This is a genomic window from Streptomyces oryzae (assembly GCF_017676365.1).
In the GTDB taxonomy this organism is placed as follows: Bacteria; Actinomycetota; Actinomycetes; order Streptomycetales; family Streptomycetaceae; genus Streptomyces; species Streptomyces oryzae.
Window position 1 is genome coordinate 1 of sequence record NZ_JADKMA010000066.1, and the last position, 22,954, is coordinate 22,954.

Consider the following 22,954-nt stretch of genomic DNA (forward strand, 5'->3'; position numbering starts at 1 on the left):
CGATGCTCCGGACCCCGGACGGTCACAGCCGGCTCGAGCTGGCGAAGTACCGCAGCCCCGCGGTGATCAGCGCCGGGCCGCGCAACCGGCCGCACAACGTTCTGGGCACGCACCGCGTCATGTTCGCCGTCGACGACATCGAGGACACCGTTGCGCGCCTGCGCCCTCACGGCGCCGAACTCCTCGGCGAGATCGCCCGGTTCGAGGACAGCTATGTGCTCTGCTACATCCGCGGCCCGGAGGGCATCATCGTCGGACTGGCCGAGCAACTGCGCTGAGGAAGGAAACGAACCACGCGGCCGGACGAGGTCATCGAGGTTCTGAACCACCCGATCAGCCAGAGCTGCTGGACAGCGACGGTGACCCGCCTGGTGACGTCGGCAAGGACGGAACCCCGCGCAACGTACCGATCGCCTTCACCCGGAACGGGTCACACATCACGTGTACGCACAAGAACGCGCCATAAATTCGCCTGCCGTCCTCGTCCAGAGGTAGGACTTGGGCGGTGTTCCAGCGGTGGGCCAGTAGCCAAGCCTTGACAGCCGGGATCTCCTGGTCCTGTTCGATCAGGAACGTCTCGAACTCCTCAGCTCGGTGCCTGCGGTGCAAAGAGCCGATCACCTTGCCGGTGGCCACTGCCAGGCGGTGAAGAGTGCGGTGACGCCGGCTCGCACGTGGTCCCGGGTGATCGGTTGCAGGGCGCCCGGCATCATCGGCAGCACGGGCTGCGAGCTGTCCAATGCACGGGACCTGGCTCTTCGCATCGACGCAGAACATCAACGTCCGCTTGGGCCGGTCCAGGCACAGCCCGACCACGTCGTGAACTGAACTTTGTCCACGAAGCAGGGGTCCGTGGTCCGTGGACAACTCGAAGGCTCCTGAACCGTGGGCTGCAGGCCGAAGTCCCGCCAGATCCGTGAGACGGTCCAACCGGCGCAGGTGCTGATGGCTCTGTACAGCACAGTCTGCTCACGCATCGCTGACGTGAGTGAGCCGCTGCGCCGAGCGGGCTGTGGCACGGGGCGATCACATGAGCGGATGGGCAAGTTCAGAGGTGTGACGAACTGGAAGATCCACCTCGCTGCCGATGGGCGTGGGCTGCCCCTGGCTATCCTCCTCATGTTGGGCAACGTCAAATGAAGCCGCGGCATCCGCACGGTCATCCCCCAACAGTCCGACCAGACACCGCCGATGTGTGACCTAGTGCTGTGACCACATAGGTTCGCCGGGTTCGCAGTTGGAGCGGTTGGATGGGTGGTGACTCCGTTCCGACTGCTGGAGGTGTGGTGGCCGAGCCCGTGCGGGTGCGCAGACTGACCGATCAGGAAGGGCAGAAGCTGCAGCAGATCGTCCGCCGAGGCAGTATCAGCTCGGTGCGCTGTCGCCGGGCGATGATGCTGCTGGCCTCCGCCGGCGGAAACCGCGTCCCGGTGATTGCCCAACTGGTCCAGGCCGACGAGGACACGGTGCGGGATGTGATCCACCGGTTCAACGAGATCTGCCTGGCCTGCCTGGACCCTCGATGGGCGGGAGGCCGTCCCCGCCTGCTCAGCGATGACGACGAGGACTTCGTCATCCAGGCGGCCACCACCCGCCCCACCACGCTCGGCCAGCCCTTCACCCGTTGGTCGATCCGCAAACTCGCCGCCTACCTGCGCCGCGTGCACGGACGTATCATCCGCATCGGCCAGGAAGCCTTACGGTGCCTGCTGTTGCGCCGCGGCATCACCTTCCAGCGCACCCCGCTGCGGCAGTTCACCCTGGCCAACTCCAACCATCCGAACCACACGGTGCAGACCCGGGCCCTGCACCGCTACCTGCACTGGCGCAATGCCAACGCCCGCCACCCCGATGTCCTCGCCGCCCAGCGCAAGGAACGCGCCCGCATCCGCAGCGAGAAGGGCATCCGCTGGGGAGGGCGCCCCCTGGCACCCGCAGCTTGACCAGCCCGGCGAGCCGGTGCGGTCACGGCACCGGTCATAGGTGGAGAACCTGTTTCGCCATGTCCCGGATGGTTTTGGCCAGGGTGTCAGGAGCGGCGAGGTGGGCAATGTGTCCCTGGCCAGTGAGCGTGACAATTCGCGCATTCGGCAGGGCTGCCGCCAGGTCGGCCAGACGTTCGCGCAGGTGGGAGGGGCTGAGATCGCCTTCGATCAGGGTCGTCGGTGCTTCGAGCGTCGCGAAGCGATCAATACCGACGCCGAGCGCGTCGATCGCTTCATTGTCTGCGATCTGTGCCGCCGCGTAGGCGGACAACGCTGCTCGCATGTGCTGGTCGGCGAACATGGCATCGATCACGGCCGCGGGCATGCGGACGATGTCCCGCATGTGGATCCGCATCGCCTCGACCGGGTTGCCCCCGTCGAACGCGGCACGGGCACGTGCTCCCGCTGTCCCGGCGATCAACTCCTTGGTCGGCATCGGCGGTTCGTAGAGGAACAGTCCGGCGAATGCCGACGGGTCCAGCAATGCGGCTTCCAGTGCGGCGACAGCGCCCGAGGAATGCCCCACAAGAAGCACAGGGGACTCCAGGAGATCCGCGACGGCGACAATGTCGGCTGCCTCGATGGTCATCGAGTGAGGTAGGGCGATGTCTGCTTCGGGAACGTAGATCCGTCGTCGGATCCTGACGACGCGAAAGTCGTCGGTGAGGTGGCGGGTGACGCCGTCCCAGGTCGTCGCATCTCCACCGCCTGGGTGGACCACGAGCAGGTTCGGCCCGGATCCGTCGTCGAGAGCGGTGATGGGGCGGCCGTCGTCAGATGATGCAAGAAGCGCAGTCATGCTCACAAGCTTGTACCGGTCCGCCGACATCACACCGACAGACTGCCGACATCCCGTGCTGCCGACAGCGGTCGGCCGTCCCAGCCGACCGGCGAGCCCGGTCCCGGAAGCGAACAGCAACCGGCGAACCTTTCCAGTCACAGCACTAGTAGTGCTTCGTTACGTCGGGTGATCTCGTCTGGTGGTGGGCATCTTCTCTGCTGTGAAGCTGGGGGAGGTGGAACGGCTCCGGGGTGAGTTAGCGGAGTTCGTTGCGGATGTGTTCGCCTCGCTGCCGCGGCGGGATCAGCGGCGGTGGGGCGCGTGTTATCTGCGGGGTCTGATGCCGGACGGCCGGCATAAGTCGATCCAGCCGATGGCCGAGCGGCTGCCGGACGGCAACATGCAGGCCCTGCAGCAATTCGTGAACCAGTCGCCGTGGGAGTGGACGCCGGTACGACAGCGGATCGCGCAGAGACTGAGTGAGGCGATCAGCCCTGAGGTGTAGGTGGTCGACGACGTGTCGTTTCCCAAGTGCGGCACTGCTTCGGTCGGGGTGGCCCGGCAGTACTGCGGAGCGCTGGGCAAGCGGGCGAACTGCCAGGTCGCGGTCAGTGTGCACGCGGCCACCGACACGTCGTCGTGCCCGCTGGAGTGGGAGTTGTTCCTGCCCGAGGAGTGGACGGACGATGATCGGCGGCGCCGGCGGGCTGGGGTCCCTGAGGAGGTCGGGCATGTGTCCAAGACGCGCCTGGCCCTGGGACTGCTGGAGGGGCTGGCCGCACAGGGCCTGGCAGTGCCGGGGATCGTGGCCGATGCCGGTTACGGCCGCAGCGTGGCCTTCCGGCTCGCGCTGGAGGAACGCGGCTGGTCCTACGTCATGGCGGTGGACCCCAAGGAGATTGCCCGCCCGGCCACGGCCGAGCCGCATCAGCCGGAATACGGCGGGCTGGGACCACCCACCCTGCCCCGCTACCGCGAAGCTCCCCGGCCTTTGACCGGGTTCGTCGATGCCGGCACCTCCTTCGAGGAGATCACCTGGCGCCAGGGCAGCAAGTCCATGATGACCTCGCGATTCGCCGTGCTGGAGGTGCGACCCTCAGGCAAGGAAGCCTGCCGCACGGCTCAGGAACAGGCCGGTGGCCGCAGCCGGTGGGACGGCGTTCTGCCGCTGCGGACACTGCTGGTCGAGCAGCCCGCAGACGAGGCCGGGCCGACCGGCTACTGGATGACCAACCTGCCCGCCACCACCCCGGTCGCCCATCTGGTGCGGTGGGCAAAGATGCGCTGGCGCATCGAGCACGACTACCGCGAGCTCAAGCACAGGCCTGGGCCTGGACCACTTCGAGGGCCGCACCTGGCGCGGCTGGCACCACCACGTCACCCTCGTCACCGCCGCCCAGGCCTTCCTCACCCTCCGGCGGCTCGACCCAAAAGCCCGGATGCCGGCCTGACCTCTACCAAGTCCTGGGCGCACTCCAGGACCTACTGAGGTGCTGGACCGGCATCTGCACCACCTGCGGCCGACCCCTCACCACCAGCAAAACCAGAGCCAGAATCTAACGAAGCACTACTAGCGCTCCAATACGTAGGTGAGCGTGCCGAAGCCGAGTTCATCGAAGCCGCCGCTGGTCGAGCCGTAGTCGCCACCGCCGCCCTCGGGGCTCTGTTTGCGGGCCATCAGCGACATGTACGGCGTCTCGTACCCCTTGCGGTAGTGGTAGTGGTGGTAGACCCGCTCCCAGACGGCGCGTACCTGGCCGCGCGACCCGTCCGAGATGACGGTCTGCCGCTCCGGCTTGCAGTTCTGCCCGCTGCCCCATTCATAGGTACGGAACGGCACGCTCTCGCCGTGGTTGTACTTGGCGACGTATTCACACGCTTTCATGAAGCGGTTGTCGTCGGCCCCGTACAGATCGGTGCCCTGTTTGAGCGCCATTTCACAGATGGTGCCCATCAGACCGATGCCCATCAGACTGTGGCCCTGGTCGCGGCCGCTCTCCTGCCACTGGGCGAGCCCGCCGTCGTGCAGGAAGGGCACGGCGTGCGCGAGGGAGCCGTTGCCCTCGCCATGGTGGAAGTAGTCGACCGCCTGGTCGAACTTTGCCTGGTCGTCGTTGAGTATGCCGATGGCCATGACGGCTGCCATGTTGCACAGGTCCCAGTTCGCCCAGTAGTGGGTGACGCACGCGCCGTTGTGTTCCTTGAGGAACTGGTCGCACACCGGGTAGAAGACGCGGGCCATCATGTCCTGGAAACGGGCCAGGTCGAAGCCGTCGTAACCGCGCATGATCTCGGCGGCGTTGGCGAACTGATAGCCGTAGATACCGGCGGCGAGGAAGCGGTCGGAGTTCCCGGTGACCGTCTTGAGCTTTCCCGACCAGGCGTTGAGGATGTCGCGTGTGGTGTCGGCGTGCGCGGTGTCCCCGCTCACCTTCCAGCGCAGTGCGTTCTGGTAGGCGGCGTGCACATCGTTGTACAGCTGTGGGTAGTTTTGTCCTTCGCCGCCGCGCACGACGGTCTCCAGCGGCCTGGGCGTCCAGCCGGCCGCCGAGTGCCCGTTGGCGGTCAGCCGCTCCCAGCCGCTCTTCCAGGGCTCCGCGCCCGCCTTGACCTTCTCGGCCATGCGCGCGAAATCGTCGGCGCTGTGCAGCATCCCCGGATGGGTGAGAGCGGCGGCCCCGGCCCTGGTCCGGGAGCCGGTCTGCTGCGGGTCGCGGTCCGTGGCCGTCGCGTAGGCGATGCCGGGCAGGGCGAGCGCGCCCGCGCCGAGCGCGGTGCCCTTGAGAAGACGGCGACGGCTGAGGTCGATGCGGTGTGCGTTGTCTTTACGGCTCATGGGGGGTGCCCTCTTTCCGCGAGGGGTGGGGGGTTCGAGAGCCGACGGTAACCGCGTTCCGCCATGCGCACGATCCCGGCCGCCGCCATCCGAAACTTTCGCCTCCCGCCGTGGGGAGGGACGTGCTCGGAAGGGCGGCGCCGGACCGTGTTCGTACGCTCGCGGCGAGCGCTACCTGTGCCGACGGGAGTCGGCGACCGGGACGCCGAAGTCGGGGGTGCCGTCGGGCTTCCAGCCCAGTGCCTGGACCCGGGTGTGCCGGTTGGGGTCGTTCAGCGGATCGCCCTCGATCTCCTTGTATTGCCGCGCGTGGTAGACGAGCAGGTCGGTCCTGCCGTCCTCGGCGACGGTGAAGCAGCTGTGGCCCGGGCCGTACTGGCTCGTCCCGTCGTTGCTGGTGAACACCGGCTCCTCGCTCTTCGTCCAGGAGGCGGCATCGAGCAGGTCGGCGTCGTCGGGCGCGGTGAGCAGGCCCATGCAGTAGTTGGCGTCCGTGGCGCTGGCGGAGTACGTCATGAAGACCCGCCCGTTGCGCTGGAGCACGAACGGACCCTCGTTGACGGCGAAGCCGACGGTCTCCCACGGCAGTTCGGGCCGGGAGAGCCGCACTTGCGGGCCCGTGATGCTCCAGGGGCTGTCCATCGCGGCCAGGTAGAGGTCGGTGTTGTTGTTCTGCGAGGGATCGTGCTGTGCCCAGGCGAGATAGCGGGTGCCCCGGTGCACGAAGGTGGTGGCGTCCAGGGCGAAACTGTCCCACTGCGTACGGATCCGGCCCCGCTCCCTCCAGGTGCCCTGAAGGGGGTCGGCGGAGGTGTTCTCCAGTACGTAGGGACGGATCGCCCACTGGTCCTGGGAGCTTCCGGCGGCGAAGTAGAGATACCAGGCGCCGTCGATGAAGTGGAGCTCCGGCGCCCAGATGTGGTTCGCCATCTCACCGCTGTCGTGTGCCCGCCAGACCACCTTCTCCTCGGCCTGCGCGAGCCCGCCCACGGTGCGCGCGCGGCGCAGCACGATCCGGTCGTACTCCGGAACGGTCGCGGTGAAGTAGTAGGAGCCGTCGGTGTGCCGCAGGATGAGCGGGTCGGCGCGCTGCCGTACGAGGGGGTTGGTGTACGCGGGTGCGGCGGCGGCCGGTGCGCCCGCCGCGCGGGCCGCTGCGGGTGCACCGAACGCGGCGAGCCCGGTCCCGGCGGCCGCACCGGCCGCTCCCTTCAGTACGGTTCTGCGGCTGGTCACGTAAGCCCTCCTCGGCCGGGGTGGCGGTCGGCCGGGACATTACGGCCCGCGCTGGGCGAGGTCAGCGGTGCGGGACGAACCCGAAAATTTTCGGTGCAGCCCCGCCAAGTGCCCCTGCGGGGACCGAGTACGCGGCCCTCACGGCCTCGGCGCCCCGCTTCCGCTGTGCGCGTCCAGCGCTTCGGCCAGCGCCGGGGGCAGCGCCGACTCGTGCAGGATGCCGAGGGCCTGGGTGGCGCGGGTGAGGGCGACGTAGAGATCGCTGGTGCCGAACTCCGCGGGCTCGACCACCAGGACGCGGTCGAATTCGAGCCCCTTGGCCTGGCGGGGGGCGAGCAGCACCAGGTGCCGGGTGAGGTCCGGCTCAGCGCCCGCGACCACGCCGGGCAGCCGCGCTGCCAGCGCCTCGTGCAGCCGGCGGGGTGCGATGACGGCGAGCCGGCCCTCGTCCGGGGTCTGCGCCAGCGCCGCCTCGGCGACCTCGGCCGCCAGGTCGCCGGTCACCTGCCTGGCCCAGGCGCGGGTGCCCGTGGAGCGGACCGAGGAGGGCGGTGCGAAGCCGGGGTGCTCTGCACGTACGACGGCTCCGGCGAGCTCCATGATCTCGGCGGGCGTACGGTAGTTGACGGCGAGCCTGGTGTGCTCCCAGCGGTTTTCGACGTAGGGCGCGAGGATGTCCTCCCAGGAGCCGACCCCCGCCTCCTCGCTGGTCTGCACCGGGTCGCCGACCAGCGTCATGGAACGGGTCGGGCAGCGCCGCATGAGGAGCCGCCAGGCCATCGGGGACAGCTCCTGCGCCTCGTCCACGATGATGTGCCCGAACGCCCAGGTGCGGTCGGCGGCAGCGCGCTCGGCCGCCGAACGGTGGTCGGCCTCCTCGTGGCGTTCCGCCATCCGCTCGGCGTCGATGATGTCGTGCGCGGCCAGGATCTCCGACTCGGTGTCCTCGAACTCGAAGGACTCCGAACCGCGGGCGACTTCCAGCACTCCCTCGGCGTACGCGATCCGCTCCTGGCGCTCCGCCTCGGCGGCCGCCCGCTGTGCGCTGTCGTCCTCACCCAGCAACTCGGCGGCCTCGTCCAGCAGCGGTACATCCGCCGGGGTCCAGTCGGCCGGCGAGGTGACCGGGCGGCGGATCGCGGCGGCGTCCTCCTCGGACAAATGGGTGGGCTCGGCCAGATAGTCGGCCACGAACTCCTCGGGCGTCAGCTCCGGCCACAGCTGGGAGATCGCCGCGTGCACCTCCGGGTTGGCGGCGACGGCCTTGCCGAGCTGCGCGACATCGTCCGGGCCCAGCAGGTTGGGACCGCCGTAGGGGTCGGTGCCGATACGTTCGACGAGCTGCGCCGTGAGCGCGTCGATGATGCGGAAGGCGAAGTGCGGGCGGGCGAGGTTGTGCTGGAGCCGGGTGGCGCGGGCGGCCTCGCGCGCTTCGTCGACCAGATGCCAGTCGAGGACCAGATCGCCGTCGTCGTGCGGGACGACGACCGGCTCGCCCGGCTCCGGCACCTGCTGCCGGTCGCGTACGGCCAGCCGCAGAGCCTCCGCCAGCTCGGCACGGCCTTTGACCGCGGCAGCACGCGGGCTGTCCGTGCCGCGTGCCTCGATGCCCGGGTACAGCTCGCCGAGGGTGGCCAGCAACACGCCGGTCTCACCGAGTGAGGGCAGCACTTCACCGATGTAGGACAGGAACGCCGGGTTCGGGCCGACGATCAGCACGGCGCGCTTGGCGAGCACCTCGCGGTGCTCGTAGAGCAGGAACGCGGCCCGGTGCAGCGCGACGGCGGTCTTGCCGGTGCCGGGGCCGCCCTCCACCACGAGGACGCCGGAGTGCGGGGCGCGGATGATGCGGTCCTGCTCGGCCTGGATGGTGCGCACGATGTCGCTCATCCGGCCGGTACGGGCCGCGCCGAGGGAGGCGAGGAGGACGGCGTCGCCGCTGGGATCCTCGTAGCCGGTGCGTTCCGCGTCCTCCAGGTCGAGCAGTTCGTCGTGCAGCTCGGTGACCGTACGTCCGAGGGTGGTGATGTGCCGCCGCCGGCGCAGCCCCATGGGGGTGTGTCCGGTGGCGAGGTAGAAGGGCCGGGCCACCGGGGCGCGCCAGTCGATGAGGATCGGCGTGCGCTCGTCGTCGTCCTCGCGGATGCCGATCCGGCCGATGTGGTGCGAGCCACCGTCGCTGAGGTCGATACGGCCGAAGCACAGCGAGCCGTCCACCGCGTTCAGCGCGGCCAGCAGCCCCGAGCGCTCCGCGACGCGCACATCCCGCTCGACGCGCGCCTGCCGGGTGTTGCCGTCCGGCCGCTGGGCCTCCTCGACGGCCGTCGCGGTCTGCGCACGCAGTGCATCGACCCGGGCGTAGAGGTGGTCGATGTAGTCCTGCTCGTGCTGCAACTCAGCGCTTCCCCGGTTTGACAAAACGGCTCCCTGCCCGGTACAGTTCTTTTCACTGACAGCCCTTTCTCAAGGGCTTTTTCTGTGTTGACACACAGAAATACCGAGCATAGCCAAGGCAATCCCCGGCCCGCAATGCGGCACCGGGGATTTTCCGTGACTGCCATTCCTTGGCTGCTATGCACTCAGGCGAAAACTCACGCGAGCGCCCCCGCCCGCTCGCCGGGGCCGGCTTCCTCATGGGCACAGCCGTCATCCATGCCGTGGATGTCCCACGCCGGGAGGGGGTCGTCGGCGCAGGCGCTCTCGCCCTCGGCGAGGAGGCAGGCGCTCAGCGCCGTCCGCAGCGCCTCGGGGCGCAGCCCGGCCCCGATGAACACCAGCTCCTGCCCACGGTCCCCCTCCTCCCGGACGCCGGCGGGCTCGAACCGGGCCACGGAGCCGGCCTGTGACCACAGTCCGGCCACGTGCGGGCGGTCCGCGAGCCAGAAGAACCCCTTGGACCGCAGCACTTGGCCGAATGCGCCGCTGTCCAGCTCCTGGGTGACGAACCGCCACAGCCGTGCGGCGTGGAAGGGCCGGGCGGAGCGGAAGACCATGCTGGAGATTCCGTACTCCTCGGTCTCCGGCACATGGTCGCCGTTGAGCTCGCGCACCCAGCCGGGTGCCTGCGAGGCGCGGTCGAGGTCGAAGAGGCCCGTCCCGAGGACTTCCCGCAGCTCCACCCGCCCGTGCCGGGCGGGGACGATACGGGCCACCGGGTTGAGCCGGGCGAGTGCGGCCTGCAAGCGCTCGGCCTCCGCCACGTCCACGAGGTCGAGCTTGTTCAGCACGATGACATCGGCGAACTCGATCTGGTCGGTCAGCAGATCGCTGACGGTCCGCTCGTCGCCCTCGTACTGATCGAGCCCGCGCTCCAGCAGCCCGTCGCCTCCGGTGAGTTCGGGGAGGAAGTTCGCCGCGTCGACCACGGTGACCATGGTGTCGAGCCGGGCGAGATCGCCGAGGGTGGCGCCGTCGTCGCGCGGGAAGGCGAAGGTGGCGGCCACCGGCATGGGCTCCGAGATGCCGCTCGACTCGATGAGCAGGTAGTCGAAACGGCCCTCGCCCGCGAGCCGGCCGACCTCCTCCAGCAGGTCGTCGCGCAGGGTGCAGCAGATGCAGCCGTTGGTCATCTCGACCAGCCGTTCCTCGGTCCTGGAGAGGGCGGCCTGGCCACCGCGGACGAGGGCGGCATCGATGTTGACCTCGCTCATGTCGTTGACGATCACCGCCACCCGGAGGCCCTCCCGGTTGCCGAGGACATGGTTGAGCAGGGTGGTCTTTCCCGCGCCGAGAAAGCCGGAGAGCACCGTCACGGGAAGCCGGTCGCCCGTCACAGGCGCTCAGTCCTCCGGCCGCAGCAGGCCGCGTTCGTACGCCTTGACCAGCCGCTGCGGCACCCGGTGGACCTTCCCGTCGACCGTGACGGGCACGAGTTGCGGCGTGGCCGCTTTCCACTGGGACCTGCGGTGCCGGGTGTTGCTGCGGGACATCTTCCGCTTGGGCACGGCCACGGGAAACCTCCTGGTGTGGTGACGACTCCGGAAGGTTAATGGAAATGAATTTCAAGAGCAATTCAACTGCTGGGCCATCGCAGCAGCCGTTGTCAGTGGCTGCTGCGAGGATGCCCGGGTCGTCAGCACGATCAGGAGAGCTGGATGGGTAGTTGGGACACGGGTCCGTTCGACAACGACGCCGCGGGTGACTTCTGCGCCGCCCTCGACGAGGCGAGCGCGGACGCGCGCGAGGACATCGTCCGCAACACGCTCATGCGGGTGGCCGGGACCGGTGACTATCTGGAGGCGGATGAGTCCCAGGAGGCCGTCGCCGCAGCAGCGCTGATAGCGGCACAGTGCCCCGGCGGCACCCCCGTCGGCGGCCTCGACGGACCCGAAGAGCCGCTCCCCGATCTCACCGGGCTGCGCTCGCTGGCCGTCCAGGCACTCGACCGGGTCGTCTCGGAGCCGTCCGAGCTGCCGGAGCTGTGGGAGGAAGGCGCCTCGGACAGCACCTCCTGGCGGGAGGGCATCGACCGGCTGCGGAGCATACTCGCGCCCCGGCCGGCCGGACAGCAGCGCCGCTGACGGCGCCCGGCCGGCCGGGGCGAACGGCCGGAGGGACGATGCACGGCTCAGGGCGGAAGCCCGGCCCGCAGGGGCGGTTGCCGCTCCCTGTGCCGCTCAGGGCGCCGGGATGTACGCCAGTCCGTGAGCGCCCGGCTCGCCGGCGCGGGGCACCGACAGGGTGGTGAGCGGGCGCAGGGCCGGCAGGTCCACCACGGTGACCGTGGAGGACACCACGTTGGCGACGTAGGCCGTCGAGCCGTCGGGGGACGAGGTGATGGTCAGCGGGAACCGGCCCACCTCCACCTGCCCCAGCAGCTCAGCGCCGGGGTCAGCGCGTGAGTAGACGTTGAGCACGCCGTCGGTCTGGGTGCCGAGCCCTTCCGTGCCGGGTTCGGGTTCCGCCAGCCGCAGCTCGCCGGTGAGCACGAGGCCCTGACTCGTCGTGTGGACGGGGAAGTTGACGCTCTGCGTCGGAAGCGTGCGCACCACGCGCTGCTCCGCCGTGTCGATCACCACGATTCCCGCGTCGCCCCGTGAAGCGGCGGAGAAGTCGCCCTTCGGGGTCGCCACGAACACGTAGCTGCCGTCCGGCGCGATGTCGATACCCTCGCTGCCGGGCACCGGGATGCGGTGCAGCAGCCGTCCGGTCTCCAGCTCCACGACGGAGACGTACGGCGCTTCCTTGTTGGCCGAGTACGCGTACCGCCCGTCCGGGGTGACGGTGAACCAGTGCGGGCCGGGCGCCTCGACCGGGACGCGGCGCAGCACCTTCCGGGAGTCGGGGTCCAGGGCGAGCACCGCGCCCGGCGCGGAGTCCGTCGCCTCGACGCTGATGTGGAGCACGTCGCGGTCGCGGTCCAGGACCAGCCCGTGCGGCGCGTGCTCCGGGGTGAGATCGATGATCTCGACCAGTCGCCGTTCGTCCGGATCGATGACGGCGATCTCGTGGGCTCGCCCCGAGTTGCTGTGGTAGTAGCCGGACCGGTAGGCGATCGAGCAGTACAGCAGCCGGCGCGCCGGGTCGAAGCAGAGCTCGTGCGGCTCGCTGGGCACTTCGACAGTGCCCAGTTCGTGGTACGAGCCGACGGAGAAGAACGTGACGCTGGGGCCGCTCTGGCTCACCACGGCCAGGGAGTCGTTGTTGGTCATGACCAGCACTCTGCGGCACCAAGACGGCTGAATCCAGTGCAACGTTCGCAAGGAGTCATTGCACCGCACGCAATTCCCGGGCTGCTGGTTGAAGGTTGAATGAGCAGGCCGCGTGAGTGGTAGACGCCGAGTGCCACCGCCGCACGGCGGCCGGCACCCACCGACACAGCCGAGGAGCTTGGATGGAGTACAGGCAGTTGGGCCGATCCGGCCTGCGGGTTTCGGTACTGACCATGGGGACGATGACGTTCGGTGGCCGGGACGTGTTCGGGAACGTCGGCTCCACGGATGTCGCCGGGGCTCGGCGTCAGGTGGACATGTGTCTGGACGCGGGAGTCAACGTCTTCGACACCGCCAACATGTACTCCTCAGGGCTCAGCGAGGAGATACTCGGCGAGGTGATCTCCGGCCGGCGGGACCGGCTGCTGCTGTCCTCGAAGGTGCGGATGCCCATGGGTGACGGCCCCAACGACCAGGGGCTGTCGCGCCATCACATCCTCGGCCAGGTCGAGGGCAGCCTGCGCAGGCTGGGCACGGACCACCTGGACATCTACCACGTCCACGAGTGGGACGGCCTCACCCCGCTGGAGGAGACCATGGAGGCGCTGGACTCCCTGGTGCGGGCGGGGAAGGTCCGCTACCTCGGGGTCTCGAACTACTCCGGGTGGCAGCTGATGAAGGCGCTCGGCGTCGCGGACGCACACGGCTACCAGCGCTTCGTCAGCAACCAGATCTACTACTCCCTCGAATCCCGCGACGCCGAGTACGAACTGGTGCCGCTCTCGCTCGACCAGGGACTCGGGATCATGGTGTGGAGCCCGCTGGCCGGCGGCCTCCTGTCCGGCAAGTACCGGCGCGGACAGCAGGCCGAAGGCGGCAGGCATCTGACCGAGTGGGACGAACCACCGGTGCGGGACGAGGCCAAGCTGTACGAGACCATCGAGACCGTCGTCGACATCGCCGCCGCGCACGGCGCCTCGCCCGCCCAGGTCTCCCTCGCGTACCTGCTGGCGCAGCCCGGGGTGACCACCCTGGTCATCGGCGCCCGCAAGGACGAACAGCTGCGGGACAACCTCGGCGCCGTGGACGTCCGCCTCAGCACCGAGGACGTGGAACGGCTCGACAAGGTGAGCGCTCCCCAACTGATCTACCCGCACTGGCACCAGGCCCGGCTCGCCGCGGACAGGTTCGGCACCCCGGACCGCGCCCTCCACCGCGACAGCCGGGGGGCAGGCGCCTGACGCCACCGAAATGCCGGAGGTTCCGGCCGCGCTCGCGGGCGCGCTCCCGAGTGCGGCCGCGGGCGCGCCGGAGCTCCGGACCGGGTCAGGGGCGCCGGGCGAAGAGGTGCAGCATCCTCTCCAGCGCCTCCGGGGCCGAGGTGAGCGTACGGCCGTGCAGTTGCGCCGACTCGTGCACCGAGCGGCTCTCGTACTCCCAGCCGAGGGCGGCCAGTTGCTCCTCGATGCCGCGCTTGTCCCCGTCGGGCAGCAGCGCCGGCAGGTCGATGCCGAGGGCTGCGCTGCCGTCCCGCAACAGCTCCTGGCGCAGCACGTCGTTGGTGGCGTGTGCGTACTCGACAGCGGCGCGGCTGCCGGAAGCCGAGAGCCGGTCGATCTCCTTGAACAGCCGCTCCTCGGCCTCCGGTGGCAGATACGGCAGCAGCCCTTCGGCCAGCCAGGCGGTCGGACGGGACGCGTCGAAGCCCGCGGCCTCCAGGGCTGCGGCCCAGTCCTCGCGCAGATCGACGGGGACCGGTGTTTGGGCGCACGCCGCTGCCGCGCCGCGCTCGTCCAGGACGCGCAGCTTGAAGTCCAGGACCAGGGGCTGGTCCAGCTCGAAACAGCGGGTGCCCCGGGGCCACTTCAGCCGGAAGGGCCGGGTGTCGAGGCCGGAGGCGAGGATGACGACCTGGCGTATGCCGCCTTGCGCTGCGTCGGTGAGGAAGTCGTCGAAGACCCGGGACCGGACGCCCAGGTACTCGTTCATCAGCCCCAGCAGTTCGGGCAGCTCCGACCGCTCCCCCAACTCCTCCATGGTGACGGGGAACGGGAGAGGTGCCGGGGCCGCCGCGACGAAGGCGGCGGCGTACGGATCCTTGACCAGCGCGTCGGGCCGGGACGTCTCAATCGCTCTCCCGGCCGCGACCGCGAGGGCGGTCACGCCCACTCCGGAGACGATGTCCCACTGCTGATCCGAGTGATCCGGGTTCACGGATGTACCTCCATACGTGGCGAGGCAGGTCGGCCGACCGGCGGGACGCTACAAGATGGTAGCCGCAGGCAACCAGAGCGTGACGGGTGGCACGGACCATTACCGGCCACCAGGTGGCCGGTCGCGGGCACAACGCCTGACAGCCGACGCCCGACGCCCGACACCCAACCCCCGGTCGTCAATAGTCGGTTGACCCGACTACGGGGCGCCGGTTACCGTGCTCGGCGCGTATGGCTCCGGGTGCTGTACACAACAGCCGCCCCGAGCCGCGACCGTAGGCGTTAACGTCAATCAACGCGTCCCTTCAGCCTGCTCGAACGGCCGGGGTGACGCGGCAGCGTACGCCTGGCGGGACTTCCCGGCCGAGAACGGAGATCGGCCGGTGACCACCGACACACCGCGTCAGGACCAGCCAGGTCCGCCCTCGTCAGGACCCTCCTCGACCGGCTCCGGCGAACGGTCCGCACCGGAGCCCACCGCCCCCTCGAAGCACGCCGGCTCGAACACCGGGTCCGGTTCGGTGCCGGGGCGAAGAGCCGGCCTGCGGCGGCTGCGGCGGTTCACCATGGACACCACGCCGCTGCGGATCGCGCCCTTCCGGCGGCTCTGGTCGTCGACCGTGGTCACCGGGATCGGCAGCCAGTTGACGGCCGTCGCCGTGCCGCTGCAGATCTACGACGACACCGGCTCCTCAGCGCTCGTCGGTCTCGCGGGGGCGGCCGCGCTGGTGCCGCTGGTCGTCTTCGCGCTGTGGGGCGGCGCTGTCGCCGATCTGATGGACCGGCGCAGACTGCTGCTGTTCACCAACGCCGGGATCGCGGCGACCTCGCTGCTGTTCTGGGCCCAGGCAGCCACGGGGACGCGCTCCGTCGCCGTACTGCTGGTGCTGCTCGCCGTGCAGCAGGCGCTGTTCGGGATCAACCAGCCGACCCGTACCGCCTCGGTGGCGCGGCTGGTGCCCGCCGGCCAGCTGCCCTCCGCCACGGCCCTGACCTCCACCGTGTGGCAGTTCGGCCAGATCGTCGGTCCGCTGCTGGCCGGTGCGCTGGTGCCGGTCCTCGGACTTCCGGTGCTGTACCTGTGCGACTCGCTGGCGCTGCTGGTGGCGCTGTGGGCTGTGTGGCGGCTCCCGGCGCTGCCGCCGCTCAAGGGCGCGACCCGGCGTGCCGGACTGGCCGATATCGCCGCCGGGTTCCGCTATCTGGTGCGGATGCGGCTGCTGCTGGTCTCGTTCCTGGCGGACGTCATCGCCATGGTGCTCGGCATGCCCAGGGCGCTGTTCCCGCAGATGGCACAGCTCGACTTCGGCGGACCGGAGGGCGGGGGAAGCTCACTGGGCGTGCTGTACGCGGCGATCCCGGTGGGGGCGGTGCTGTGCGGAGTGCTGTCGGGCCTGTACTCGCGAGTGAGCCGGCACGGCGTGATGGTCGTGCTCGCGATCTGCGTCTGGGGGCTCTCCGTCGCCGGGTTCGGCTTGTCAGGACCGCTGTGGCCGGCGGCTGTCTTCCTCGCGCTCGCGGGCGCGGCCGACATGGTGTCCATGGTCTTCCGAGGTGCCATCCTGCAGTCCGCCGCAACCGACGAGATGCGGGGCCGCATGCAGGGGGTGTTCACCGTGGTGGTGGCCGGCGGTCCCCGCCTCGCCGACCTGCTGCACGGCACCGTGGGCGCCGCCGCGGGGGCCCGCCCCACCGTGGTGGGGGGCGGGCTGCTGGTGGTGGCCGCCATGGTTGCCCTTGCGGGCGCGTTTCCCGCCTTTTGGCGGTACTCGGCGCGGCGGTAGGTTCCCGCGCCCGAAGGGGCGCGGGGAACTGCGCGACAAGCCACAACTGACCCGCAGCCCGCAAGCATCGGGCAGGGGCAGCCCCTCACCGCAACAAGATCCGCAGAGCACCGTGAGCGTGGTGGGCCAGGGCCGCGTGCGGGTCGCTGCCGAGCGCCGTGTGGTCGGTGTGCACGGTTGCCGCGGTCAGCCGGGGCACCGCGTGGATCAGGGCGTGCTCGGCTTCGACGGCCAGTTCATGCGCCGCCACGACCGTGAGGTGGGCGTCGACCACGATGTCGGCCTCGGCCCGCAGCGTGTGGCCGATCCACCGCATCCGCACCTGCCCCACGCCGCGTACCCCGGGTACGCCGCGCAGCGCCGTCTCGGCGGTGGCGACCAGCGCGGGGTCGACGCAGTCCATCAGCCGCCGGTAGACCTCCCGGGCGGCGTCCCGCAGGACGAAGAGGATGGCGCCCGTGATCAGCAGCCCGATGACGGGGTCGGCGAACCGCCAGCCGAGCGCGGAACCGCCCGCACCCAGCAGCACGGCCAGCGAGGTGAAGCCGTCGGTGCGGGCGTGCAGTCCGTCGGCGACCAGGGCAGCCGATCCGATCCGGCGGCCGGTGCGGATGCGGTAGCGGGCGACCCACTCGTTGCCCACGAACCCGGCCAGCGCCGCGCCGGCGACCGCCCACAGGTGCGTGACCTCCCGGGGGTCGAGCAGCCGGTCCACCGCCGCCCACGCCGCGAGCGCCGCCGACGCGGCGATCGTGGCGACGATGAGGATGCCCGCCAGGTCCTCGGCCCGGCCGTACCCGTAGGTGTAGCGGCGGTTGGCCGCCCGCCGCCCCAGGACGAAGGCGATGCCCAGCGGCACCGCGGTCAGCGCGTCGGCCGCGTTGTGGACCGTGTCGCCGAGCAGCGCCACCGACCCGGACAGCGCGACGATGACCGCCTGCACCACCGTGGTGGCGCCGAGGACGGCCAGCGAGATCCACAGCGTGCGCATCCCCTCCCGGGACGTCTCCATCGCCGCGTCCACCTTGTCCGCCGCCTCATGGCTGTGCGGGGTGAGTATGTGGGCCAGCCGGTGACGCAGCCGGGAGAGGTACGGGCGGTGGTGACGGCCGTGGCCGTGGTGGTGCTCCCTGTGGCTGTGGTGGTGCTCTCTCCCCTCCATACCGGTCACGGTGGCACAGAAACCCGATTGCGGCTACAGCTGTCTTACATGCTCTGACCAGCTGCGATGCGCTCGCAATTACTCCGGTGCGGACGGGTCTGGCGTCTGGCTGCGGTAGGAGTGCCCGAGCTGCGGGCCGAGGCCGAAGTAGTGGCGGAAGTTGTAGATGAGCGGGCTCCAGGCGGCGGGATCGATGTGATCCGTACCGGGAACGACGATCCGGGGATCGGCGTGCACCTTCCGTACGACGGCTTCGATGATGACGCACTCCCCGGAGACCTCGGGACGCGGCGGCTCGGCGCGGGCCTCGAACTGGAGGGGGCATTCGGCGACACGAGGGGGCCGTACGGTGTGGGAAGGCTCCATGTGGAGCCCCGCTGCGATGAACTTGTCCGGTTCGTATCGGCAGCCGTCCGCCTTGGTCGCAGGCACGGGATTCCGGCCGGTCAGCGGTGCCAGCCGCTCCACCGCGGGCCACAGCGCGGGGGCGGGCAGATTGATCACGAGGCCGGGCCGCTCCCCCAGGTTCCGCGCGGTCTGCCCCTCGCGGCCCAGCCCGAGGACGACCGTCCGCCCGAGGGCCCACGCGGAGGACATGGGCGCGAGGTTGAAGGATCCGTCCTGGTTCTCCGTCGAGAGGAGGACGACCGGCGTCCCGAAGTACAGGATGCTCGGCTCGATCGCGGTGTGCGCGATGCCCGCGCCTGCGGACAGGAGGCCGGTGTCGGTGGGTGCGGTGTTCATGGCCGGGAGCGTAGGAAGCGGAGGCTTCGGCCCCGGCCGAAGCGTTACGGGCGATAATCGTGCACATGAGCACTCGGCGCACTCCCGCCACAGGTCCCGATCTCGCCGCTGTCGCCAAGCTGCTGGCCGACCGCACGCGCTCGGCCTTCTGTCTGGCCCTGCTCGACGGCCGGGCGTGGACGGCGAGCGAGCTGGCCCGGCACGTGGGGGTGGCGGCGTCCACGGCGACGGAGCACCTGCACGCCCTCGTACGCGGAAACCTGCTGGCGGAGGAGCGGCAGGGGCGGCACCGCTATGTGCGGCTCGCCGATGCGCACGTCGCCGAGCTGGTCGAGAACCTCGCCGCGCTGGCCCCCGACCACCGCACGCCGCCGCGCTCTCTCTCCGCTGCGGGCCGCAAGGCGGCGCTCGCGCACGCCCGCACCTGCTACGACCACCTGGCCGGAACCCTCGGAGTCGCGATCACCGACGCGCTGACCGAGCGGTCCCTGCTGGACTGGGACAACGGGCTCCGGCTCACCGCCGAGGGTGACGCCTGGCTCGGCGAGCTCGGCGTCTCCGTCCCGGCCGGCACCCGCAGGCCGTCGGTGCGGTCGTGCCTGGACTGGACGGAACGGCGCCCCCATCTCGCGGGCGCCGTCGGCGCCGCGCTGTGCCGCCACGCGTTCACCGCGGGATGGGTCGCCCGGATCGGCACCACCCGCGCGGTGGCTGTCACGTCCGAGGGACGGCGTGCCCTCCGCGACCACTTCGGCCTGCCGGACGAGCTCTTCTCCCCCGCTGCACAGCGGTGAGCCGTCCGGCCGGACGTCAGGGCTCCGGGGTGTGCAGCGGGAGGAGGTCGGGGCGCTTGGCCCGGACGTTGTCGCCGGACGACTGCCCGCGCAGCCGGCGGCCGATCCACGGGAGCAGATACTGGCGGGCCCAGTACAGGTCGTCCCGGCGCGAGGTGGCGGCGGGACCCGGTGCGGCCGGCCAGGGCTCGTCCGGGCCGGCGGGCGGCTCGAGGCCCAGCACTTCGGCACACCGCATGGCGACCCGCCGGTGCCCCTCGGGGGACAGGTGGAGGCGGTCCTCGTCCCACGCCCTGCGGTCCTGCACGCCGCGCAGCGACCACAGGTCGAGCACGGGACAGCCGTGCCGGTCGGCGACCGCGCGCAGATGGCCGTTGTACGTGGCGATCCGGCCCCGGAGATGGCGCAGCAGCGGGAAGTTGCGGGTGTCGAAGCCCGTGCACACCACCACGGTGCCGACGGTGGTGAGCAGTTCGGTCAGCGCTGCTTCATAGCGTTCGGCGAGGGCGTCAGGGTCGGACCCCGGCCGCAGGATGTCGTTGCCACCGGCGCCGAACGTCACCAGATCGGGGGCGAGTTCCTTGGCGCGGGGCACCTGCTCGCTGATGATCTGGCCCAACAGGCGTCCGCGTACGGCCAGGTTGGCGTAGCGGAAGCCGTCGGGTGCCTGTTCCGCCAGCAGCTGGGCGAGCCGGTCGGCCCACCCGGCGAAGACTCCGTCGGGGCCCGGGTCTCCGACACCTTCGGTGAAGCTGTCCCCGATCGCTGCGTACGAGGTGATAGGGGCTGCTGTATCCGATGACCACTTACCTGTCGCACCTGTCACGATACGCATTTCATCAGGGAGGGCCGACACTTTCGAGAGGGGGGTGTGGCCGGAAGGCGTCCGGGCACACGCTCCACGGCCCGCTGCCGGGGAATCCGCCGACCGGCCTTGATCACGGTAGGTTTGCCGCGTGAGCACACGATTCGAGGAGCTCGACTGGCGACCGACCGAGCTGGGGGAGATCAGCTTGCGGCGCCGTCGGGACCCTGCTTCCGGGGCCGATGTGTACGAGGTCAAGCTCGACGACGACTTCCTGATGACCAGCCTGTTCACGGAAGGGGAAGTCGCGCTGGCCCGGCTCGGTCTGGCCGAGGCGCCCCGGGGCGAACTGGACGTAGTGGTGGGCGGCCTGGGCCTCGGCTACACCGCCGAGGCGGCGCTGCGCGACTCCCGGGTGCGCTCGCTGCTGGTGGTCGAGGCGCTCGGCGAAGTGATCGAGTGGCACGAGCGGCAGCTGGTCCCGGTGGGCTCCCGGCTGTTCGGGGATGCCCGCTTCCGCCCGGTGCACGGGGACTTCTTCGCTCTCGCCGCCGCGGCCGAGGGCTTCGACCCGGAGGCCCCGCGGCGGCGCTTCCACGCCATCCTGCTGGACATCGACCACTCGCCCCGGCACGTACTGCGCCCGGGCAACGCGGCTCTCTACGAGCCGGCCGGGCTCCGCCGGCTGGCCCGGCATCTGCACCCCGGCGGTGTCTTCGCCCTGTGGTCGGACGATCCTCCGGAGGACCGCTTCACCAGCACCCTCGCCACCGTGTTCCCCGGCGCCCGCGCCCACACCGTCACCTTCGACAACCCCTTGCACGGCGGCACCTCGGCCAACACCGTCTACGTAGGCCGCACTCCGGCCGCATAGCCCGCACGGCGCCCTGGGCCCGGGTGCGGACGGCCGGCCTGTCAGCCGTTGCCGGGCGGTTCCACCAGCACCTGGTCGACCTGGCGCTGCAGGACGGCCAGCGCCGTCGCCGAGGAGTGGTGGCCCGCGACAACGTGCGCTGTCAGCCCGTCGGCCAGCGCGAGGAGGGCGTGCGCTTCGCGCGCGGCGTCGAGGTCTGCGGCGACCTCCCCGGTGTCCTGGCCGTACCGCAGGAGCCGGACGAGGAGGTCGTGGAGCTTGGCGTAGGTGTCCTTCAGTACGGCGGCCAGCCTCTCGCTGGCCGGGGCATGGGCGACGAAGGCCAGCCAGACGTGCGCCTGTCTCCTGGACTCCTCCTCCAGCAGGGCGAGTTCGGCCAGTGTGTGGGACAGCAGCGTGGCCGCGGCCTGCGGCGTGGAGGTCGCGGCAATGCGCTGTTCGGCGCGTTCGCTGACGTACTGGGTGAGGTGTTCCAGCGCGAAGAGCAGCATGTCCTCCTTGGTGCGGAAACTCCGCTGGACAGCTCCCATGGACACCTCGGCCTGCGCGGCGACATCGCGGAGGCTGACCGCCTCCATGCCGGAGCGGGCGATCAGGGTGCAGACCGCCTCGGCGATCCTTCGGCGCCGTTCCTCGTGGTCGACCTGCCTGGGCACGGTCCGCTCCTCTCCGCGTTCTGATGCACTTGCATCGTATCGGCTCTCCCTGCACGATGTGATGCACTCGCATCGGAACGGGAGCCGGTGCACCGACGACGGAGGTACTGCTCGCCGTGGCGAACCAGTTGAAGCCCCGCGCCGACAAGCCGGGCACCACATCGGGGCAGGGACTGCTCTTGCTGTTCAGCGCCATCCTCGTCGTCCAGGGGTTCGGCTCGGCAATCACGGAGGCCGGCTGGGACACCAGCTTCGGCGTCGCCGGGCTGCTGCGGGCCGCGCAGCTGCCCGGCTGGACAACCCTCCTGGTCGGCGCGGTGGGCGTCGGCCTGCTGGCGGTTGCGGCCCGCCGCCGGTACGCGGGCAAGCGGTCGCCGCGCAGCCGGCCGGCTGACGCGGCGGGGCGCACAGCGGCACGTTTGCCCGGCCGGGCCCGCCGCGGGACCCTGGATTGCGGAGGTACCTGTAAGCCATAGGGGAAGAAGGTGCCCTCGATGCGGAAGGTAGCGGACTGCCGGGACTACCCGAGCGAGTCGAAGTGCACGCTCACCATTGCCGGTGAGGAGGACGAGGTGGTCCGGGCCGCCGCCGAGCACGCGGCTTCCGTGCACGGTCACACCGACACGCCAGAGCTGCGCGAAGAACTCCGCAAGATGCTCAAGGACGAGAAGACGCCACAGACCGCTTGATCGTCCCGCCTGATCAGCTCTGTCAGGGCTGTCGGACAGTTCTGGTCATGAAGACGCTGTTCTGATCCGGCCGGTAGTCGGCGAACGGTTCGCAGTACCTGAAGCCGAACTTCTCGTACAGTCTGCGCGCCGGCCGGAAGAACTCGGCTGCCCCCGTCTCGAGGCTCAGCCGCTCGAAGCCCATGCCTTCGGCCTCGGCAATGATGTGCTGCAGCAGTCTTGAGGCGATCCCGCTCCGCTGCCGGGTCGGCTTCGTGCGCATCGATTTCAGTTCCGCGTGCGCAGGATCCAGCATTTTCAGGGCGCCGCACCCGACAAGGATGCCGCCCTCGGAGGCCGACCAGAACGTTATTTCCGGCTTCCGCAGGCTGTCGAGATCAAGCGCGTGCTTGCTCTCCAGCGGGGTGAGGGACCGCATCTGCTGAACGTGTTCGTCCAGGAAGCGGGCTGTCTCCGGGCCGGAAAGGTCGTCCACCGCAATCGTCAGCGTGCTCAACCGCTCTCACCTCCGGGTCGCGAGGTCCGGGCGCCCCGCGCTGCCGTGGCATACGGACCTGTGCTCTGCGAGCTGGGCTGCTCGCCGCCGAGGCTAAGGTGCTCCACCGGCCGAAGCCAGCTCTTTCTGAACGACCGGCACTGTCCGGGACAGCGCCCGGACACGTCGGTGAGCTGCGGGGACAGCGAACGGCCGTCCGGGACAGCCCGCTCCCTCTTCCGCCGACGGCCACCGCACCGAAGGATCGG

The 22,954-nt window shown here is 70.3% G+C and carries 23 protein-coding genes and 1 pseudogene; 10 read left to right on the forward strand and 14 right to left on the reverse strand.

Features of this window, described 5'->3' with window-relative positions; genetic code table 11:
• The coding region (locus tag ITI46_RS15010; protein WP_372451950.1) for a VOC family protein at window positions 1-278 on the forward strand (278 nt) is incomplete at its 5' end.
• A gap of 55 nt (window positions 279-333) precedes the next feature.
• On the opposite strand, the gene ITI46_RS15015 is transcribed toward ITI46_RS15010, so the two are convergent.
• A complete protein-coding gene (locus ITI46_RS15015; RefSeq protein ID WP_209240039.1) occupies window positions 334-636 on the reverse strand; it encodes a hypothetical protein in 303 nt (100 codons plus the stop codon).
• A 650-nt stretch (window positions 637-1,286) separates the two neighbouring features.
• Here ITI46_RS15015 and ITI46_RS15020 point away from each other — a divergent pair.
• Window positions 1,287-1,943 (forward strand): helix-turn-helix domain-containing protein, encoded by a 657-nt coding sequence (locus ITI46_RS15020; RefSeq protein WP_307808175.1) that lies wholly within the window; start codon window positions 1,287-1,289, stop codon window positions 1,941-1,943.
• Window positions 1,944-1,977: 34 nt separating this feature from the next.
• Here ITI46_RS15020 and ITI46_RS15025 read toward each other — a convergent pair whose 3' ends face one another.
• Window positions 1,978-2,784, reverse strand: coding sequence for an alpha/beta fold hydrolase (locus tag ITI46_RS15025; protein WP_209240041.1), 807 nt, complete (start codon window positions 2,782-2,784; stop codon window positions 1,978-1,980).
• A gap of 202 nt (window positions 2,785-2,986) precedes the next feature.
• Between ITI46_RS15025 and ITI46_RS15030 the strand changes: the two are divergent.
• A pseudogene (locus ITI46_RS15030) lies at window positions 2,987-4,255 on the forward strand (IS701 family transposase).
• Between the two features lie 81 nt (window positions 4,256-4,336).
• On the opposite strand, the gene ITI46_RS15035 reads toward ITI46_RS15030, so the two are convergent.
• The 5 genes from ITI46_RS15035 to rpmF all read right to left on the reverse strand — a co-directional run bounded on the left by ITI46_RS15035 (window position 4,337) and on the right by rpmF (window position 10,788).
• Window positions 4,337-5,602, reverse strand: a complete 1,266-nt coding sequence (locus tag ITI46_RS15035) for an alginate lyase family protein (RefSeq protein WP_209240042.1) — start codon at window positions 5,600-5,602, stop codon at window positions 4,337-4,339.
• 171 nt (window positions 5,603-5,773) lie between these two features.
• Window positions 5,774-6,838, reverse strand: a complete 1,065-nt coding sequence (locus ITI46_RS15040) for a glycoside hydrolase family 43 protein (protein WP_209240043.1) — start codon at window positions 6,836-6,838, stop codon at window positions 5,774-5,776.
• 138 nt (window positions 6,839-6,976) lie between these two features.
• A complete protein-coding gene (locus ITI46_RS15045; protein ID WP_209240044.1) occupies window positions 6,977-9,232 on the reverse strand; it encodes a HelD family protein in 2,256 nt (751 codons plus the stop codon).
• Between the two features lie 197 nt (window positions 9,233-9,429).
• Entirely contained in the window at window positions 9,430-10,611 is a 1,182-nt protein-coding gene (locus ITI46_RS15050; protein WP_209240045.1) for a GTP-binding protein, read from the reverse strand.
• A gap of 6 nt (window positions 10,612-10,617) precedes the next feature.
• A complete protein-coding gene (rpmF, locus tag ITI46_RS15055) occupies window positions 10,618-10,788 on the reverse strand; it encodes a 50S ribosomal protein L32 (protein WP_209240046.1) in 171 nt (56 codons plus the stop codon).
• A 144-nt stretch (window positions 10,789-10,932) separates the two neighbouring features.
• On the opposite strand from rpmF, the gene ITI46_RS15060 reads away from it, so the two are divergent.
• Window positions 10,933-11,358: a DUF4259 domain-containing protein gene (locus tag ITI46_RS15060; RefSeq protein ID WP_209240047.1), complete on the forward strand. Its 426-nt coding sequence runs from the start codon at window positions 10,933-10,935 to the stop codon at window positions 11,356-11,358.
• Window positions 11,359-11,454: 96 nt separating this feature from the next.
• On the opposite strand, the gene ITI46_RS15065 is transcribed toward ITI46_RS15060, so the two are convergent.
• Window positions 11,455-12,489, reverse strand: coding sequence for a YncE family protein (locus ITI46_RS15065; RefSeq protein WP_209240048.1), 1,035 nt, complete (start codon window positions 12,487-12,489; stop codon window positions 11,455-11,457).
• A 182-nt stretch (window positions 12,490-12,671) separates the two neighbouring features.
• On the opposite strand from ITI46_RS15065, the gene ITI46_RS15070 reads away from it, so the two are divergent.
• A complete protein-coding gene (locus ITI46_RS15070; RefSeq protein ID WP_209240049.1) occupies window positions 12,672-13,730 on the forward strand; it encodes an aldo/keto reductase in 1,059 nt (352 codons plus the stop codon).
• An 85-nt stretch (window positions 13,731-13,815) separates the two neighbouring features.
• Here the strand turns inward: ITI46_RS15070 and ITI46_RS15075 are convergent, their stop codons facing one another.
• Window positions 13,816-14,703: an SAM-dependent methyltransferase gene (locus ITI46_RS15075; protein ID WP_209240050.1), complete on the reverse strand. Its 888-nt coding sequence runs from the start codon at window positions 14,701-14,703 to the stop codon at window positions 13,816-13,818.
• Window positions 14,704-15,085: 382 nt separating this feature from the next.
• On the opposite strand from ITI46_RS15075, the gene ITI46_RS15080 reads away from it, so the two are divergent.
• Window positions 15,086-16,486 carry an MFS transporter gene (locus ITI46_RS15080; RefSeq protein WP_372451951.1) on the forward strand — a complete coding sequence of 467 codons (1,401 nt, stop codon included), beginning with the start codon at window positions 15,086-15,088 and terminating at the stop codon, window positions 16,484-16,486.
• 85 nt (window positions 16,487-16,571) lie between these two features.
• Here ITI46_RS15080 and ITI46_RS15085 read toward each other — a convergent pair whose 3' ends face one another.
• Window positions 16,572-17,648: a cation diffusion facilitator family transporter gene (locus ITI46_RS15085; RefSeq protein ID WP_209240051.1), complete on the reverse strand. Its 1,077-nt coding sequence runs from the start codon at window positions 17,646-17,648 to the stop codon at window positions 16,572-16,574.
• A 78-nt stretch (window positions 17,649-17,726) separates the two neighbouring features.
• Window positions 17,727-18,392 carry a flavin reductase family protein gene (locus ITI46_RS15090; protein WP_209240052.1) on the reverse strand — a complete coding sequence of 222 codons (666 nt, stop codon included), beginning with the start codon at window positions 18,390-18,392 and terminating at the stop codon, window positions 17,727-17,729.
• A 65-nt stretch (window positions 18,393-18,457) separates the two neighbouring features.
• On the opposite strand from ITI46_RS15090, the gene ITI46_RS15095 reads away from it, so the two are divergent.
• The gene (locus tag ITI46_RS15095) at window positions 18,458-19,186 is read left to right on the forward strand and encodes an ArsR/SmtB family transcription factor (protein ID WP_209240053.1); all 729 of its coding nucleotides are present in this window, start codon (window positions 18,458-18,460) and stop codon (window positions 19,184-19,186) included.
• 16 nt (window positions 19,187-19,202) lie between these two features.
• Here ITI46_RS15095 and ITI46_RS15100 read toward each other — a convergent pair whose 3' ends face one another.
• Window positions 19,203-20,012 carry an SGNH/GDSL hydrolase family protein gene (locus tag ITI46_RS15100; protein ID WP_372451952.1) on the reverse strand — a complete coding sequence of 270 codons (810 nt, stop codon included), beginning with the start codon at window positions 20,010-20,012 and terminating at the stop codon, window positions 19,203-19,205.
• 130 nt (window positions 20,013-20,142) lie between these two features.
• On the opposite strand from ITI46_RS15100, the gene ITI46_RS15105 reads away from it, so the two are divergent.
• A complete protein-coding gene (locus tag ITI46_RS15105; RefSeq protein WP_209240055.1) occupies window positions 20,143-20,865 on the forward strand; it encodes a polyamine aminopropyltransferase in 723 nt (240 codons plus the stop codon).
• A gap of 41 nt (window positions 20,866-20,906) precedes the next feature.
• Here ITI46_RS15105 and ITI46_RS15110 read toward each other — a convergent pair whose 3' ends face one another.
• The gene (locus tag ITI46_RS15110; RefSeq protein ID WP_209240056.1) at window positions 20,907-21,521 is read right to left on the reverse strand and encodes a TetR/AcrR family transcriptional regulator; all 615 of its coding nucleotides are present in this window, start codon (window positions 21,519-21,521) and stop codon (window positions 20,907-20,909) included.
• 116 nt (window positions 21,522-21,637) lie between these two features.
• Here ITI46_RS15110 and ITI46_RS15115 point away from each other — a divergent pair, with 116 nt between their 5' ends.
• Together ITI46_RS15115 and ITI46_RS15120 are read left to right on the forward strand one after the other, a co-directional pair.
• Window positions 21,638-21,997, forward strand: coding sequence for a hypothetical protein (locus ITI46_RS15115; protein ID WP_247746013.1), 360 nt, complete (start codon window positions 21,638-21,640; stop codon window positions 21,995-21,997).
• 18 nt (window positions 21,998-22,015) lie between these two features.
• The gene (locus ITI46_RS15120) at window positions 22,016-22,210 is read left to right on the forward strand and encodes a DUF1059 domain-containing protein (RefSeq protein WP_209240057.1); all 195 of its coding nucleotides are present in this window, start codon (window positions 22,016-22,018) and stop codon (window positions 22,208-22,210) included.
• A gap of 22 nt (window positions 22,211-22,232) precedes the next feature.
• On the opposite strand, the gene ITI46_RS15125 is transcribed toward ITI46_RS15120, so the two are convergent.
• Window positions 22,233-22,697: a GNAT family N-acetyltransferase gene (locus tag ITI46_RS15125; protein ID WP_209240066.1), complete on the reverse strand. Its 465-nt coding sequence runs from the start codon at window positions 22,695-22,697 to the stop codon at window positions 22,233-22,235.
• Window positions 22,698-22,954 lie beyond the last annotated feature (257 nt).